The 15,953-nt window shown below is 50.1% G+C and carries 19 protein-coding genes; 8 read left to right on the top strand and 11 right to left on the bottom strand.

The features are described 5' to 3' along the window. The first annotated feature begins 26 nt into the window (after nucleotides 1-26). The 3 genes from NZM01_04875 to NZM01_04865 are packed head-to-tail and all read left to right on the top strand — an operon-like array spanning nucleotide 27 to nucleotide 1,697. Nucleotides 27-284 (top strand): hypothetical protein, encoded by a 258-nt coding sequence (locus NZM01_04875; protein ID MCS6959361.1) that lies wholly within the window; start codon nucleotides 27-29, stop codon nucleotides 282-284. Continuing rightward, nucleotides 229-1,056, top strand: coding sequence for a cobalt-precorrin-6A reductase (locus NZM01_04870; protein ID MCS6959360.1), 828 nt, complete (start codon nucleotides 229-231; stop codon nucleotides 1,054-1,056). Before NZM01_04875 ends, NZM01_04870 begins: the two co-directional genes overlap by 56 nt. Nucleotides 1,057-1,079: 23 nt before the next feature. Beyond that, nucleotides 1,080-1,697, top strand: coding sequence for a hypothetical protein (locus NZM01_04865; protein MCS6959359.1), 618 nt, complete (start codon nucleotides 1,080-1,082; stop codon nucleotides 1,695-1,697). Here the strand turns inward: NZM01_04865 and NZM01_04860 are convergent. Together NZM01_04860 and NZM01_04855 are read right to left on the bottom strand one after the other, a co-directional pair. Then, nucleotides 1,675-2,670, bottom strand: a complete 996-nt coding sequence (locus NZM01_04860) for an ABC transporter ATP-binding protein (protein ID MCS6959358.1) — start codon at nucleotides 2,668-2,670, stop codon at nucleotides 1,675-1,677. The genes NZM01_04865 and NZM01_04860 overlap by 23 nt on opposite strands. Then, a complete protein-coding gene (locus NZM01_04855) occupies nucleotides 2,600-3,025 on the bottom strand; it encodes a phosphomannose isomerase type II C-terminal cupin domain (protein ID MCS6959357.1) in 426 nt (141 codons plus the stop codon). The genes NZM01_04860 and NZM01_04855 overlap by 71 nt, the downstream gene beginning before the upstream one ends. A gap of 114 nt (nucleotides 3,026-3,139) precedes the next feature. Here NZM01_04855 and NZM01_04850 point away from each other — a divergent pair, with 114 nt between their 5' ends. From NZM01_04850 to NZM01_04840, 3 genes are read left to right on the top strand one after another with little or no spacing between them, the layout of a single operon-like run. Next, complete coding sequence (locus NZM01_04850; protein MCS6959356.1) at nucleotides 3,140-4,732, top strand: DUF3352 domain-containing protein; 1,593 nt, start codon at nucleotides 3,140-3,142, stop codon at nucleotides 4,730-4,732. Then, nucleotides 4,729-5,631 carry a hypothetical protein gene (locus NZM01_04845; protein ID MCS6959355.1) on the top strand — a complete coding sequence of 301 codons (903 nt, stop codon included), beginning with the start codon at nucleotides 4,729-4,731 and terminating at the stop codon, nucleotides 5,629-5,631. Before NZM01_04850 ends, NZM01_04845 begins: the two co-directional genes overlap by 4 nt. Continuing rightward, nucleotides 5,625-6,029, top strand: coding sequence for a thermonuclease family protein (locus NZM01_04840; protein ID MCS6959354.1), 405 nt, complete (start codon nucleotides 5,625-5,627; stop codon nucleotides 6,027-6,029). The genes NZM01_04845 and NZM01_04840 overlap by 7 nt, the downstream gene beginning before the upstream one ends. A 10-nt stretch (nucleotides 6,030-6,039) precedes the next feature. Here NZM01_04840 and NZM01_04835 read toward each other — a convergent pair whose 3' ends face one another. From NZM01_04835 to NZM01_04825, 3 genes are read right to left on the bottom strand one after another with little or no spacing between them, the layout of a single operon-like run. Continuing rightward, nucleotides 6,040-6,609 (bottom strand): DUF3177 family protein, encoded by a 570-nt coding sequence (locus NZM01_04835; protein ID MCS6959353.1) that lies wholly within the window; start codon nucleotides 6,607-6,609, stop codon nucleotides 6,040-6,042. A gap of 9 nt (nucleotides 6,610-6,618) precedes the next feature. Then, nucleotides 6,619-7,617 carry a cysteine synthase A gene (locus tag NZM01_04830; GenBank protein MCS6959352.1) on the bottom strand — a complete coding sequence of 333 codons (999 nt, stop codon included), beginning with the start codon at nucleotides 7,615-7,617 and terminating at the stop codon, nucleotides 6,619-6,621. Between the two features lie 11 nt (nucleotides 7,618-7,628). Next, nucleotides 7,629-8,507 (bottom strand): M48 family metallopeptidase, encoded by an 879-nt coding sequence (locus NZM01_04825; protein ID MCS6959351.1) that lies wholly within the window; start codon nucleotides 8,505-8,507, stop codon nucleotides 7,629-7,631. Between the two features lie 76 nt (nucleotides 8,508-8,583). Between NZM01_04825 and NZM01_04820 the strand changes: the two genes are divergently transcribed. Continuing rightward, on the top strand, nucleotides 8,584-8,961 hold the full coding sequence (locus NZM01_04820) for a DUF3119 family protein (GenBank protein MCS6959350.1): 378 nt from the start codon (nucleotides 8,584-8,586) through the stop codon (nucleotides 8,959-8,961). Between the two features lie 25 nt (nucleotides 8,962-8,986). Beyond that, nucleotides 8,987-10,021, top strand: a complete 1,035-nt coding sequence (locus NZM01_04815; GenBank protein ID MCS6959349.1) for a tetratricopeptide repeat protein — start codon at nucleotides 8,987-8,989, stop codon at nucleotides 10,019-10,021. Nucleotides 10,022-10,030: 9 nt separating this feature from the next. Here NZM01_04815 and NZM01_04810 read toward each other — a convergent pair whose 3' ends face one another. From NZM01_04810 to dnaK, 6 genes are read right to left on the bottom strand one after another with little or no spacing between them, the layout of a single operon-like run. Next, complete coding sequence (locus NZM01_04810; protein ID MCS6959348.1) at nucleotides 10,031-11,203, bottom strand: hypothetical protein; 1,173 nt, start codon at nucleotides 11,201-11,203, stop codon at nucleotides 10,031-10,033. A gap of 29 nt (nucleotides 11,204-11,232) precedes the next feature. After that, nucleotides 11,233-12,354 carry an aminotransferase class V-fold PLP-dependent enzyme gene (locus NZM01_04805; protein ID MCS6959347.1) on the bottom strand — a complete coding sequence of 374 codons (1,122 nt, stop codon included), beginning with the start codon at nucleotides 12,352-12,354 and terminating at the stop codon, nucleotides 11,233-11,235. Continuing rightward, complete coding sequence (gene ndk, locus NZM01_04800) at nucleotides 12,355-12,804, bottom strand: nucleoside-diphosphate kinase (protein MCS6959346.1); 450 nt, start codon at nucleotides 12,802-12,804, stop codon at nucleotides 12,355-12,357. It lies immediately after the preceding gene. A 26-nt stretch (nucleotides 12,805-12,830) separates the two neighbouring features. After that, nucleotides 12,831-13,496, bottom strand: a complete 666-nt coding sequence (locus NZM01_04795; GenBank protein MCS6959345.1) for an alpha/beta hydrolase — start codon at nucleotides 13,494-13,496, stop codon at nucleotides 12,831-12,833. Further along, entirely contained in the window at nucleotides 13,478-13,903 is a 426-nt protein-coding gene (locus NZM01_04790) for a DUF393 domain-containing protein (protein MCS6959344.1), read from the bottom strand. Before NZM01_04790 ends, NZM01_04795 begins: the two co-directional genes overlap by 19 nt. After that, nucleotides 13,884-15,857, bottom strand: a complete 1,974-nt coding sequence (gene dnaK / locus NZM01_04785; protein MCS6959343.1) for a molecular chaperone DnaK — start codon at nucleotides 15,855-15,857, stop codon at nucleotides 13,884-13,886. The genes NZM01_04790 and dnaK overlap by 20 nt, the downstream gene beginning before the upstream one ends. Nucleotides 15,858-15,953 lie beyond the last annotated feature (96 nt).

The raw sequence follows: 15,953 nt of genomic DNA, 5'->3' as shown, positions 1-15,953 counted from the left end.
AGTTTAGCAATTTAGCAGAGTTGGTTATGCCCAGAGAACCCAGAAAGCCCAATGAATTTCATGTCCATCTCATGCTGGAGGGTGGTCATACAGCGCGATTGCGTTTTAATACAATGGAAGAAGTTAAAACCTGGTACAAGGGGAAATTTGAACCCAAGGCGGAGTCACGGGAACTGACACCCATGCCTATGAAGGAGGAAAACGAGATTTTATTTGTCCGCCCTAGTAATGTCATTGGTGTTCACGTTGAGCCTATCTTCACCAGCAGTGTGGAAATGTTCTAAGTCTAAGTTACTAGTTCTAGGGGGGACAGGGGATGCCGTCAAATTTGTGCACCAGTTTGTCTCTCTTTGTCCCCAGGTGGAGGTAATTACTTCCCTAGCGGGGCGGACTGCCCAGCCCCAGAATTTACAGGGCACAGTTAGAATTGGGGGATTTGGTGGGGTACTAGGTCTGGTTGATTATTTAAGGCAAGAGAAGATTGATTTTGTTGTTGACCTCACCCATCCCTGTGCAGGACAAATTAAACATCACGCTTTTCTGGCTTGCCGTCTTGCCCAGGTGCCCTATCTATTGTTTTGCCGTCCCCCTTGGTTACCTACCCCCGCCGATCGCTGGATTTCTGTCGATCGTTTAGAAGCTGTCCCCGCCGCCCTTCCCCCTACAGCCCAAAGAGTATTTATTACTACGGGCAGGCAAAACTTGACTCCCTTTCTCCACTTACCCCATTTATGGTTTTTGATCCGATCGGTTGACCCCCCTACCCTAGAAATTCCCAACAGTGAGGTGATTCTCGATCGGGGTCCTTTTACCCTGGAAAGGGAATTGGCATTGTTACAGGAGTACAGAATTGATACGATCGTGACTAAAAATAGCGGTGGTGATGCCACCTATGCCAAAATTTTAGCGGCACGACAGTTGCACTTACCCGTGGTGATGGTACAACGTCCCCCCTTGCCCCCTGCCCCCGTTGTCTCTTCCTTGGCAGCGGTCCTAGACCAGGCAGTGAGTTTTTTTCACCAGGATTTACAAAGCTCTAACCCCTGTCTACAATAAAAGTCAAGATAGAGCTGAGAGTTGTGAAAAGCAAATATACCGATCGGGTGTCCACCTCTGGCTTGGTGATGGCGGGAGGGGTCTTGGTGATGGTACTCACTAATTGGCGTTTAGTTGTAACCCTTCTCTGTGGGACGACAGCTATGCTGATTGCCTACCAATATCGCCGATCGGGTACGCCTACCCAACGTCTGGTATGGGCACTAGCGATAGGTAGTGGCAGTGTGTTTGTCTGTTACTTGCTCCTAATGTTATTGCAGTCCCATCCCAATAGCTGGGTTAGCATCGCTACAGCAGTTCAGTTCCTGGCTGTCCTGGCAATCCTAGCGCTGTTGCTGTACCAAAATTTGGGGGAAAGCAGCAAAGCACGCAGTGTTAATCATCTAATTCTGCAACTGGCTTCCGAAGATCATCTGACTCGTCTCATAGCCCTGCAGGAGTTGCAAAGAAAGGCGTCGGAGCACTCTCTTTCCTTCCAACAGGAACAACAGCTGAAAGAGTATTGCCAAATTCTCCTAGAACAGAATGCTTCCCCTGCTCTCACTAAGGCAGCTTGGGCAACGATCGAGTCTCTACAGTTTAACCCTGTTCAGCCCAAATTGCGTTATCAAGTCCTGGTTACGCCGCCAGAGGTGGCTTAGCTGCTTCTTCGGGGGGAATGGGGGGTACCCCTTCCCTGATTTTCTGGATAAAGAACTCTTCTAGGTTTTGTCTTGCCATTACCAAACTGATGATCTTACCGCCATCTTCCTCCACTACCCTCAAAAACTCCCCCGGGGAATGTGCCAATAAGCCCTGCCAGCTATCCCCGTGCCATTCCAGCTGGTGGAGAAATTGCCCAATCCGATCGGGCGCTCCCCCCTTGCCCACAACATGATAGGTCTCCTCTTCCCCCAAGAGGTCTTGGATTTTGCCCATCGCTACCAGATGTCCCTGGTTGAGAATACCTATGTAGTCACAAATTGCCTCGGCATCAGAGAGGATGTGGCTATTAAAAAAGACAGTTTTCCCTTGGCGGTGCAGCCCTTGGATGATCTCCCGCATTTGGTAACGCCCTAGGGGGTCTAACCCCGACATGGGTTCATCCAAAAATACCAGTTCAGGGTCATTGATCAGGGCTTGGGCAATGCCAATTCTCTGTACCATCCCCTTGGAATATTCCTTGATTTTTTTCTGGCGGGCGTTGGCCTGGGATAAACCTACGAGGTCAAGTAATTCCACAATCCGTTTCTGTTTTTCTGGTACTCCTAGCAGTGACCCCATGAATTCCAGCAATTCCCACCCTGTTAGGTAGTCGTAGTAGTAGGCATTTTCAGGCAGGTAACCAATCCGCTGTCGCACACTGCGATCGCCTAACGGTTGCCCTAGTACAGTACCACTGCCTGCGGTGGGACGAATGATGCCCAGCAGTATCTTTAGGAGCGTAGTTTTCCCCGCCCCATTGGGTCCCAGCAAACCAAAAGTTACACCTAGGGGTACTTCCAGGGAACATTCCTGGAGAGAAGTGACCTTTTGATTTAGCCAGAAGCCCTTGCGGTAGGTCTTAGTGAGACGGTGGACGCTGATGGCGGTCTCCATAGCCATTGTTGTTGTCCTCGCCACGGGCGTAGTCATCATGGAAACGCACAATGTCGTCCTCGCCTAAGTATTCCCCATTTTGGACTTCTATGATCACTAACGGGATGACCCCAGGGTTAGCCAGCCGATGGGGGGTGCATTGGGGAACATAGGTGGACTGATTGCTACAGAGCATAATCTCTTGATCGCCACAGGTGACCTTTGCCGTGCCCGAAACTACAATCCAGTGCTCGCTGCGGTGATGGTGCATCTGTAAACTCAAGCGATGTCCGGGTTTGACTTCAATCCGTTTGATCTTGTACCCCTTGCCTTCTTCTAGGACGGTAAAGGAACCCCAGGGTCTAATGGTGGTGGCGCTGACATTGTTGGTGGATTCAGGCAGCAGGTTCATGGGGCGATTCTCCTGTAAATGCACTTATGATAACGACCGGTATCAATTGCGTCAAATCTTTCTTTTATTTTAGCCAGGGGGTGTAGAATAAGCCCTAAGTCAGATTCAGTAGCTATGCAGAAGCAAAGAGTAATTGCTGTGCTAGGAGTGATAGCTGCCCTAGCCTTATTAATTGGGTTTAGTCTGTGGGGACGGGTTTTAGCCCTGCGTCCTGCCCCTGTTTTGGTGGGGCAAAAGAGTCAGCCCTTAGCCACGAAGTTTATTTCTAAGCAGGCTCCCCTAGTGGCTTCCCTACTGGTGAACCCCGATCGGTTGGGTCTGGCAGCCCGGCTGTTTACAGCTCCCTCCCACAGGCGGCAATTGCGACAGGAATGGCAGGCATGGCACTCCCTGATTCAGCAAAATTGGTTGGTGGACTACGATCGTTATATCAGTGCCTGGGCAGGGGATGAACTGACGTTAGCGGTGACGACGGCTGACCTCGATCGGGATGGCAGTAATGGTTTACAGCCTGGTTACCTGATTGCTGTGGCAATAGCCCAGCCCCAACGGGCGCGGCGGGATTTGGAACGGTTTTGGCAAAATTTGGCAGCCCAAGGGGCAAACCTCCTATTTGAGCAGCATGAGGGTATTCCCATTATCACTACTGATACTACGCCCAGTGTGGCAGGGGCGACTTTGGGTAACTATGCCATTTTTGCTAATGATGTGCGGGTAATTCGCAATGCTATCAATGACTTGCAGGTATCGGACTTGTCTTTGGCTAATTCTTCCCGCTATCGCACTATCCTGGCTAATCTCAAGGAAAAGCGGATAGGGTTTGCTTTCATCAATTTGACCGAATTGGGGGATTGGGGAACAACCGCAGGTTTTCTCGGTACGCCTGTCCAGGTACTACCTGCTGCTAGTGTGGGTGTGGGCTTGAGGGTGAAAAATGGTCAAGTGGAAGGAGAAGTCCTGCTGGTTGGCGATCGTCCCTGGACTGAGTCTGCTTCCTCCCCCACTGCTGCCAATGGGTTAGTTAAACTACTGCCGCCCCACACTACTGTTTTAGCAGGACATGACCTCCAGACTACCTGGCAGAATCTGCGGGCAAGTTTGACTCCCTATCCTGGTTTACAACAACTGGTGCAAAAATTGGTGGATGACCTGGGGCAGGCGATCGGCTTTAACTTGGAAACCGACATCTTTACCTGGGTCAGGGGAGACTATGCCCTTGCGATTGGGGCAGACTCCAATTGGCTTTTCCTTGCTGCTAAAACCCCAGATGTCAACACTAGTGCTGCCCTGGAAAACCTAGACAAAGACGCGCAACAGCGCCTCACCGTCGGCAAAATTAATCTCAAAAACCACGAACTGACCGTCTGGACGGATTTGCAAGCTAGTGACCCCACTATCGTCAAAGGACGTGTCCACGCTGTACATAGTAGTACCGATCGGGTGGTGGGTTTTGCTAGTTCTGTCCCTGTCTTGATTGCTGCCCTAGATGGCTCTACTACCCCTGCTCCTCTACCCAAACAGGACTTTGCCCATTTCGATCGGGCGGTAGCACTACCCGCCTTCACTGACCTACTGCAGGAGACCATGCCCACCTTACCCAACTTGGTTAGCCCCCTCCTGCATCATTTACAATCAGTAACGATCGCTCGTTTACCCAGTTCTACCAACACGGTGCTAAGGGGGCAAATCTTCCTACAACTGCAATGAAAAGCCAGGCTTGGCTCAGGAGTGCTCTCAAGTTTCGGGGTTCTGTCATTCCGGCTGTGCTGCCCAGGGTGATTGCCTGTGGTATATTGGGCGAGGGTGTTTTCCTCCTGGAGCAGGCAACGGGGCGGGATTTATCTCCTGAAATTTTGAGCAGTGTGGGCTTTGTTCTGAATCTGGTTCTCAGTCTGCTCCTGGTTTTTCGCACTAACACTGCCTACGAACGGTTTTGGGAAGGGCGCAAGGCTTGGGGCACGTTGGTCAACACTACCCGTAATATTGCCCGCACTATCTGGATCGCTGTGCAGGAGACTTCCCACCAGGATAGATTGGACAAAATTGCCGCTCTGAAGTTGCTAGTTGCCTATGTTGTATGCATCAAACTACATTTACGCCATAGCTCCCTTGACCCAGAAGTGCGTCCTTTCCTCACGCCCGAGCAGTTTGCCGAATTACAAAGAATGAATAATCCTCCCTTAAAAGTTGCTTTTTGGTTGGGAGATTATGCCCACAGGCAACACCAAAAAGGTTGTTTACACGTCTATCTCCTCAATTTAATTCACCAACAGATCAATGCTTTGGTAGATGCCCTAGGCATTTGTGAGCGCATCCAAAAAACCCCTATCCCTGCTGCTTATAGTATTCATTTGAAGCAGATTTTATTGATTTACTGTGTCTTTTTGCCCTTCCAAATTGTCGATGCCTTTGGCTGGATTACAGGCTTGGCTACGATCATGGTCACTTTTGTTTTGCTGGGCATCGAAGAGATTGCCGAAGAAATTGAAGACCCCTTTGGCTCCGACCCTAACGACCTCCCCCTTGACCAAATTTGCCATAACATCAATCGCAATATCGAAGACCTCATTTCCCTCTCTCCTTCTACTAGGGTGGAATTATGTTGAGGACTTTGGTTTGGGGCTGGCTGTGGCTATCGATGTCAATTCTCAGAGTGCAGTACTACGATGGAGCCAACATCATCCTGACGCAGCAGGGAATAAAAACCAAAATTCATCTTGCTTGTATTAAAGCACCAGATGTTACCCAACCTGCAGGACAGCGCTCCCGTACAGCCCTTAAACAAATGCTAGACGGACAGCCTTTTCAATATCGCGTCATTGCCAAAGACCGCTATGGTAGATTGCTAGCTGAGGTTAGGGTGGGACAGTTGAATGTCAATCGCCAAATGGTCCTAGAAGGTCATGCTACTTACTACAATCCCTACAGTACTGACTGTGAAGGATTTGCGGCGGCGGAAGCCCTTGCCCGATCGCAACACAAAGGTATATGGTCGTCGCAATGATGACAGGGGGTTATTTATAGAGCCTGCCTCGCTCTGGGAAAGTAAATAAGAGATAAGAACTAAAAAAGATGAGGAACACAACCAGCATGGCAATGCCAAAGGCCCTGAGGTTAGGGATAGGGATGGAGTAAAACACCAGTTGTTTGAACAACAGGGGCACTTCCAGGACTAGTCTGCAGGTATCGGTAAATTCCGTTGGGGGGAGAAAGGCACAGGGCAGAAACAATAAACCCATAACTGTACCTGCCGCAAAATAGGCGGTGATTCCCCACCGCCACGCCAGGAATGCACTCCGTAATGGCCCCCGCTGTTTCTGTAATTCTGCATTGAGGTCACGCCACCACCACAGGGAAACAGGAATTAAAATGCGTGCCACCCAGCCTACCAAAAAGGCGATCGGTAAACTGCCAATCAACAGAAAAATTGTAATGCCCAGCAGACTGCTGACCCGCCAATAGGTAACCAGCATATTGTAAATGACTCTGTTCCTACTCAGAGCTGCCCCCACCAATAGTACCAATGGAGCAAGCACTGCTACCACGATCGATAACCGAAAATCTAGCCACACTAATTCGCGCACCGTTACCCCCTAGTCCCCCAGAAATTCCAAACCTGTGGCAGTGGGAGTCAGTCCCTTGGCTGCTAGCCATTCCCTATTGAACAGCCGACTTTGGTACCGTCCCCCCCCATCGCACAGAATGGTCACGATTGTTTTATTGCGTCCCAGGATTCTCGCTAACCGCACCGCTCCCACCACATTCAGTGCCGCGGAACTGCCGACAAATAGTCCTTCCCGTTTGAGTAAATAATGTGCCATCTCTACCACCTCCTGGTCTGTGCCCTGCATTGCCCCGTCTAGCTTACTGCGGCGGAAATTAGCAGTTTCCCGATTAATACCGATGCCCTCTGTAATCGAATTTCCCTCTGCTTTGAACTGTCCCGTGGTCACAAAACTATAGAGACCAGAGCCAGGGGGGTCAATCAAGTAAGTGGCAATTTGACTGTTCTTTTCTTTGAGATATTGGCTGACACCCCCGATCGTGCCCCCTGTGCCTGCCGACATGATAATGCCATCAACTTCCCCATTGGTCTGCTGCCAGATTTCTGCACCGGTGGTGTAGTAGTGGGCATCGGCATTGGCAGTATTCTCAAACTGATTTGCCCAGAAGGCATTTTCTAGTTCCTCTGCCCGCTGGCGCGCTACATGGTAGTAATTCTGGGGATTGGCGAAGGGTACGGGGGGAACTAGCTCCACTTCTGCCCCCAGGGTGCGCAATAATTCAATCTTTTCGGGGGACTGGTTGCTAGGCATAACAATTACTGTGCGATACCCCCGCGCATTGCCTACCAGGGTTAGACCAATGCCTGTATTGCCCGCTGTGCCTTCTACGATCGTGCCCCCTGGTTTAAGGATACCCTGCTTTTCCGCTGCCAACACCATAAACAGAGCTGCCCTGTCCTTGACGCTGCCCCCAGGGTTGAGAAATTCTGCTTTGCCCAAAATCCGACAGCCCGTAGCCTGGGAAAGGGTAGGCATTTCGATCAGGGGAGTATTGCCGATCGTGCCGCAGAAGCCATCACATATCATTCTCTACCGTTTCACTGTAACCGCAATTTCAGTGTAGAGCCTCCCTGCCGTTTCTGACGAGCTTCCCCAGGAAAATTCCGCCAGGTTTGTTGGTAGCTAGCATCATCTAGTCCCTTGCTGCCCTGGAGATTATGCTCTTGGATCAAACTGTTGAGGAAGGCAATCCGATCGGGAACGGGGGGATGGGTACTTAAAAAATTAAGGTCAACTAGACCAGTCGCTGCACTGCCTAACTTTTCCATAAATTTGGGCATGGCTTGGGGAGCGTAGCCCGCTCTTGCTAGGTTGAAGAGACCACGGCGATCGGCATCAAATTCATCCTCTCGGCTGCGGGGCAAGGTAACGCCAATGGCTGTCCCTAGACGCACTAACTCGTTGCGGTCGGCTCCCACCAGAGTGAGAATTCCCTCGGCAATAGCTGCCTGCTTCAGCTGTTCCAAACTATGTCGGCCGGCAATGTGTCCAATTTCATGGGCAATTACTGCTGCCAGTTGGGCGCGGTTGTCAGCGGCAGCGATCGTACCCGTATTAACATAGACATAACCCCCTAGGGTAGCAAAGGCGTTAATTTCTGGGTCTTCTACTACCTGGAACGTATAGGGAATTTGGGGACGATCGGAATGGGGGACTAACTCTGCACCGATGGTTTTTACTAGTTCATTAGCCTGGGCATTGCTGCTGATTTTCACCTGGCGACGAATCCGTTGGTCAATCTGCCCCCCTAGAGCTACCTCCTCCTGTTCTGAGATGTTAGATATTTGGATAATTTGTACCCCCCGCAATAGAAAATCTAACCAGCTAAATGCCTGGGCTGTCTGAGTAGAAACACTCAGAGAAAGTAAAAAGATTGCCGTGAAAGTGATAGCTACTTTTAGCCACCGCCTAGTCATAGTTGCCCCCAAATGTTTGTCTCCTTGACCATAATAAGTATTACTATGTTCCCCATAAACCTCCTGGTGTAGTCCTATGGTTACTTCTGAAATCACGCAAATTTCCCCTAGTTACGCCCTGCCTGTTATTATTGCTGGCATAGCCATTCCTCTATGGTTTGTTTTACCTTGGCTAAGTGGATTGCTGGCTTTGTTTGGTGTGTTTTTGCTGTTCCAAGCTGCTACTCTACGCTTAGTATTTACTAGCAGTGCTTTAGATATTTATCGCGGTGACAAAATAATTAGACACTTTCCCTACCAAGACTGGCGAGCATGGCGGATTTTCTATCCCTCTGTCCCTATTTTGTTTTATTTCCGTGAGGTGAAGAGTATTCATTTTTTACCAATGTTGTTTGATGTCCATGAACTCAGTGCCTGCCTGCACCGTCATTGCCCGCAGGATCAGTTAAAATAACCAACGTAAACAGATAAAAAGGGTCATGCGTGTTTTTTATCTTGCTTGTCTGCTGTTATTAGTCTGCTCCTCCTCTCTGTCAGCTAATCCCCAAGTGACTCAATGGATGAGACGGGGTAGAAGCCAGTGGCTACAGGGAAATGTAGAAGCAGCGATCGAGTCCTATCAACAAGCAGCACGCCTTGACCCCCGCAATCCCCAAATTCTCAATAGTATTGGTTTTCTCCTCAGTCAACGTCAGCGCTATGGGGAAGCCATTGCTGTTTTGCAGCAGTCTGCCCGTCTTGACCCCAACAATATTGCTACTTTCTTAGCCCTCGGCTTTGCTCTAGGACAGAATCGTCAACTGGACGAAGCGGGTGATGCCTACCGCCATGTTTTAAGTTTGGATAACAAAAATATCGATGCTTTCAAGGGGCTAGGGTTTGTCCTCTCCCAGCAGGGGGATTGGGTGGGGGCGGAACAGATGTATCGTCAGGTCATTCGTCTTTCTCCCCGTGATGTCAAAGCCTATCTCAGCCTGGGCTATGCCCTGCAGCAGCAAGGGAACTTTCAGGAAGCAATAAAGGTCTACCAAACTGCCGATCGGGTTTCTCCCCTCAACCCCGACCTGTGGGTGGCTCTGGGGGACGTTGCTCTGCGGCAAAATCAAATCCGTCAAGCCCAGGAAAAATACCAGCGAGCACTGGAACTCAACCCCCGTCATGGCGGCGCTAATCTGGCAATGGCGAAACTTTGGGAAGTCCAAGGAGATTTAGAGAGGGCTATTTCTGCCTACACGATCGCCAGTCGCTATAGCAATAATCGGGAAATTTATCGCAAAATTGCTAATCTCCAATTGCAAAGAAACTTCACAGCGGCAGCGATCGTTGCCTATCGTCAGTTACTGGAGCGTTTTCCCGATGATGCCCCCACTTACCTGGAGTTAGGGAGAATTTTTGTCCAACAAAAGCGCCGCAGCGAAGCCCGCCAAATGTTAGAAAGAGCTGCTGCTTTTTACAGCAATGATCCCTCTACCATGGCTACAGTTCGCTCTCTCCTAGAACAGATACAGGAGTAGAGAACATAACTAATGCTGATGGTTGTCAGTGACAGACAGATTGTCGAGTATGCGATCGTAGAGTTCTTCTACTGCTCGTCCTAGCTGAGTGTTTTTCAAACCGACTTTTTCTAGGAGAACACCTGCTTGTTCTAGGGCACGGAGGGATTTGCCCCGAAACTGATAAGGAGTTGGCAATTTGGCTGCTATTGTGTACAGACCCGCAGCATTGAGGAGGACTAGGGCTTGACAGGAATACATTTGCCGTTGTTCATACTCGATTGCCACATTTAACAAAATGTCTTCTATTTCTTCTACTGTGTCCTCATGCAACCCAATTAACCCTGCATTGATTTGGGCAATACCTACCCTAGCCTTGATGTAGCTAGCCTGTTGTTGTGTCCGCCAATCCTGTAACTGCCCCACTAGAGGTGCAATGTACTCCCACAGGGAGGTTGCCGATTTAGCATCTCCCATCTGACAGAAAACTTCTATCTGTAAAAGGGCTAGCACAACACTTTCTAGTAGATCGATGGCTGGGTCAATCAGTTCTTGGCAGTCGGTGATGAGGTTTGAGGCTACTTCTAATTCCTGTCGCTGCAATTCTATCTTCACTAGCAAAACTAGACCATAAAACCGCAAAAGATGGTCCTCTGTTTGCAAAGCAATCTCGATCGCTGTCTGGGCTGCTTCCTCTCCCTGGTCAAAGTCCTGGGCAAACAAATACATCTCCCCCCGATGCAGATAACTAAAACCTAAGTAGAAAGAGGCGGGACTGAGGAGAGTGATAGCCCGATCGAATAGGGGTTTAGCTTTGTCAAACTGGTGGGTAATGGCATAGCATTGGGCGAGGGCATCCACAAGGAGTCCCTGTAGTTCCAGGTCATCAATCGTGCTCACCTCAGGTGTTAATACATCGATGGCAGCAGCAAAGTCTCCCTGGGACATGCGCAGACGGGCTTGGGCAAGGCGTAAATAGGGGTCATTGGGGTCAGCTACAGACAGGGTTTGGGCAATTAGTCCACCATCGCTTTTGCCACTTTCTAACAGTTCCCATGCCAAAGTAAGAGTGCTTGCCAACCACAGTTCCCGATCGTGACAAACTGCCGCCTTTTGCATTTGTTTACTGTAGTAGTCGATAGCACTGGCACGGTCTTGTTGCCGCAGCAGCCGCCCTTCTTCTAACATCAGTGCTGCATTCATTCACTGTTCTCCCTTTGTCTGTCTGTATTTTAGAGCTTAGATTGTAAAACCTGTGCTAAAGTTTCATAATCCCTGGGTTCGTTGTACACCTGGGCAGAAATTCTGATGTAGAGTCGGTTTTCCCAGGCAATGACGGGAACCTCGATGCGATGGGACTGCCACAACCAATCATGTAGTTCTTGGGGGGAGTAGGATTGCCAGCGATCGGGTAGAGGCAGGGTGAGCATAAAAATCTCAGGACGGCTGGTCATGGTGGTACCTAGTGCGGCTGCCAAGATATTGCCCCCTTGGTAAATTAAATCGCGATTGTAGTTACGGCTGTGGCTGAGACCAAGAGACTGTAAAAAACCGATCGCTTCTGGCAGTGCCAACCAACTACTAAAATCTCTGGTACCCATCCAGTTAAATTCCTGCTGGTAGCCTTTTTGGTAACCATGGGAGATGGTGAGGGGATGGGTAAATTCTTGCCACTGGGGTTGGGTGGAAATAAAGGCACAACCTTTGGCGCTGCAGAGCCATTTGTGACAGTTCCCTACGTACCAATCTGCTCCCAATTGCTGTAAATTCAAATCCACCATGCCTGGCGCATGGGCTCCATCGACTAAAACAGGTACTCCCTGACTGTGGGCATGGGCAATGATAGCAGCGATAGGGAAAACCAAGGCCGTTGGTGAAGTGATGTGGTCGATGACAATTAGTTTTAAGTCGGCAGTAATCCAGGGCAGCAAGACGGACAAAATATCCTGACAGGGAAAAGGAACAGGAGCAAAAATAATTTCCACCCCATATCGATCGCTGATAAACTGCAGTGCCTGCCTAACTGCACCATAGACGTGATTAGTGGTAAGGACTTTATCCCCCGGCTGCCAGCACAACGAGCGCAAGACTGTATTGATCCCTGTGGTGGCATTGTCCACAAATACCAAGTTATGGGGGTCATCCTGGATAAACTCCGCCAGGGCAAGGCGGGAACGATCGAGGTGGGGTAGTAGTTCCTTGACTAAAAATGCCACTGGTTGCCCCTCAATTTCCCGCTGCCAGTGGGACTGTGCCTGCAAGACAGGAATAGGGGTTGCCCCAAAGGAGCCATGATTAAGAAAAATACAATCTGGGGCTAATGCCCACAGGGAACGGACTCGTGCCCCAAACACCTATTCGTACACCCAGGCAGTCAGGGCCGGTTGCCAGTCAATTAGTTCCTCTTCCCTAAACCACAGACTGATTTCCCGCTGGGCTGTTTCGATCGCGTCTGAACCGTGGATGATGTTACGCCCGATATTAGCGCCAAAGTCCCCCCGAATTGTACCCGGTTCGGCCGTTAGGGGGTTAGTTGCACCAATGATTTTGCGGGCGGCTGCCACCACCCCCTCCCCACCCCAGACCATCGCTACGACTGGACCAGAGGTGATAAATTTGACCAGCCCAGGGAAAAAAGGACGGTCACGGTGGACACTGTAGTGTTCTTCTGCCAGCTCCTTGCTGACATTGACCATCTTTAGACCCAGCAGCACAAAACCTTTACTCTCAAAACGGCGGATAATTTCCCCCACTAACCCCCGCTGTACCCCGTCTGGCTTGATAGCAATAAACGTGCGTTCCATATCTTTTGTATAAATGACCACGCCCATTATAAAAGATGGGGTAACCAGCGATCGATGACTGCCTCTGTGCCGTACCAGGGTGGGCGTTTGGGGGAATGGCTAGCCCCAGGAATGACTATATTAGTTGCCCCCGCCAGATGGGCTGCTGCCACTGGGGTAATGCCGTCGCCGCTGCTGTTGCCGTCCCCGATTGTCAATTTGTAACTCTGGTAGGCAAGCCAACTGTCCTCCCCTTTGACTGCTTCTCCCGCCACACAAACATACCTGACCTCAGGATGAAATGCCCCTGGATAATTTTCATTCACAAAGCCCAGATTCCTCTTTGTCCAGGGTTCCAGACTGCAATGGGGTGTCCCCAAGGTGACTAAATGACTGACCCAGTGCTTAGCTGCCCACACCCGATCGTAGTAGGGCTTCTCCCCTAAATAAATCCTGGCAATCCACCCCCCTGCCGAATGCCCAATCAGGGTAACCTTGTCGGTTTGATAACGGTCTCGGACTTGTTGCACAGTTTGGTGTAGACGATCGAGGATGGGCACAACCGACCTGCCCCCCACTGTAGGTAACCATTCCCACCACTGCAGGGGAACAACCGTAGCTTTCACTCCCTGCCGGTTGAGGTAGTCCGCCATGGCAAAATAGTCGGCGCTGCCCGCTAGATAGCCAGGTAAAATTACCGCAACGTCGGACATGGGCGGCAGAAGGGGTATTGGGACTCATAGATGGGGCACTGCCCAAACAGTTGATAGCGATGGTCTCTGACCCAAGCATAACCAGAGGTGACTAGGGGCTTCACGCCAGGAATTTGATTATAAAGTTGTACTAGCAGAGGAAAACCAGGCAATAATTCCCCAATCCGCTCGATCGCTGCCATCCCTTGATACTTACGCCCAGTCTTCTCCTGCCAGCCTTCCAACAAAATCACTCCCTGGGCCATCTCCTCAGGATTTACCCCTAATTCTTGCAGTAGCTCCTCCTTTTGCATAGGTACATAGCGGAACAAACGACCCCGATCGATGGTTTCCATCAATTTGACAAAGGTAGTGCAAAGGTTACAATTACCGTCATAAATGACAATGTTAAATCCAGTCGTCATCATCCTCATCATAGGAAACTCTCGTGTCAGGTTTACGTCCAGGGCGGGTGCTGCGACGATTGCGGTTGGCAATGTTGCTAATTCCCTCCAGAATCCCTCCCAAGATGTTCTCATCTTCTTCGTCATCCAGGAATTTGTCCTCCTTTTCCCGATAGACTTCTTGGCTGATCCGATAGAGAGCTTCCTGTAGTTTTGCCTGTCCTACATCTAACAGATAGTCGTCCTCTTTATCGATCGCTTCCTGCAAATTCTTAATCAACTGCTCAACCTCTTTCCGCTGTTCGTAGCTTAAACGTACATTGAAATCCAGGGCAATTTCTTTCAGTTGTTGTTCCGCAGTGCTGATTAAGCGATCGGCTCTGTTGATTTTCTCAATCCGTTCACGGCGGGCCCGGTCTTGTTCAGCGAAGCGTTCAGCTTCTTCGATCATTCTCTGCACCTCTGCTTCATCGAGGGTGGAAGCCCCTTTGATTGTCACTCTCCTTTCTATGCCTGTGCGCCGATCGGTGGCAGATACGGATAAAATCCCGTCCGCATTGATGTCAAAGGTCACATCTACCTGCGCCATCCCCCTGGGTTGGGGTGACAGACCACTGAGCTTGAATCTGCCCAGGGACTTGTTATATTGAGCTAAATCCCGCTCCCCTTGCAGGATGTGAATTTCCACCGAGGTTTGATTGTCTTCTGCCGTCGTAAAAATATCCGATCGTCTCGTTGGTATTGTCGTGTTGCGGGGAATGATTTTCTTCATCACACCGCCGTAGGTTTCTACCCCCAGGGATAGAGGGATCACATCCAGCAGTAAAACATCCCGCACTTCTCCCGCCAGAATCGCTGCTTGGATGGCTGCCCCCACTGCCACTACCTCATCGGGATTGACGGATTGGTTGGGCTTTTTACCAATTAAATCTTCCACCACCGCTTGCACAGCGGGAATCCGTGTTGCTCCCCCCACCAATACTACCTCATCAATTTGCCGAGGACTCCACTGGGCATCCTTTAACACCCTTTCCACAGGTTCGTATAGACGATCGAGTAAATCTTGACAGAGGCGTTCAAATTGCGATCGTTTTAATGTCCGTTCCAGATGCAAAGGTCCGTCCGGGGTGGCTGTAATAAAGGGTAAGTTAATTTCCGTTGCCCCCAGGGTAGATAACTCAATCTTTGCCTTTTCTGCTGCTTCCGTCAGTCGTTGCAGGGCTTGTCTTTCTTTCAGTAAATCAATACCTTCCTGGGCTTTGAACTCTTCTGCCAGCCAGTTGACTATAGCTTTGTCAAAATCGTCTCCTCCCAATTGACTGTCCCCACTGGTAGCTTTGACTTCAAACAAACCATCCCCCACTTCCAACAGAGAGACATCAAACGTGCCTCCCCCTAGGTCAAAAACCAAAATCTTCTGTTGTCTTTTTTTGTCCAAACCGTAGGCCAGGGAAGCAGCCGTAGGTTCGTTGATGATGCGCTTAACCTCTAAACCCGCAATCCGCCCCGCATCCTTTGTTGCTTGTCGTTGGGAATCATTGAAGTAGGCGGGTACAGTAATCACTGCCCCTGTGATCTTCTCCCCCAAAAAACGCGTGGCATCCTCCACCAGTTTGCGCAACACCATTGCTGATATTTCCTCTGGGGCAAAATCCCGATCGAGGCGGGGACAACGAATTTTCACCATGTCGTTTTCGTCTCTGCGGATAGTGTAGGCAACTTTTTTCGCATCCTTGCTCAGTTCACTGTACCGCCTACCGATGAAGCGCTTGACAGAATAAAAGGTGTTCTCCGGATTTAGGACCGCCTGTCGTCTTGCCATTTGCCCGATCAGACGTTCCCCGTCTTTGGTAAAACTCACCACCGAAGGAGTAGTGCGGCTGCCTTCTGCATTGGGAATCACCAGGGGTTTACCCCCTTCCATCACGGCAATTACGGAATTAGTTGTCCCCAAGTCTATGCCTACTACTCTGCCCATTACGTTCCTTAACAGCACTCACTATTTATACTAACATCCTACAGTCTGCCTAGAGACAGTATGCCCACCAGGAGTGATCCTGCATAATAGATTAAG

Source organism: Pseudanabaenaceae cyanobacterium SKYG29, from assembly GCA_025055675.1.
Lineage (GTDB): Bacteria > Cyanobacteriota > Cyanobacteriia > Pseudanabaenales > Pseudanabaenaceae > M5B4.
The sequence above is the reverse complement of the archived record's forward strand: the minus strand, read 5'-3'. Positions and strand labels throughout refer to the sequence as shown.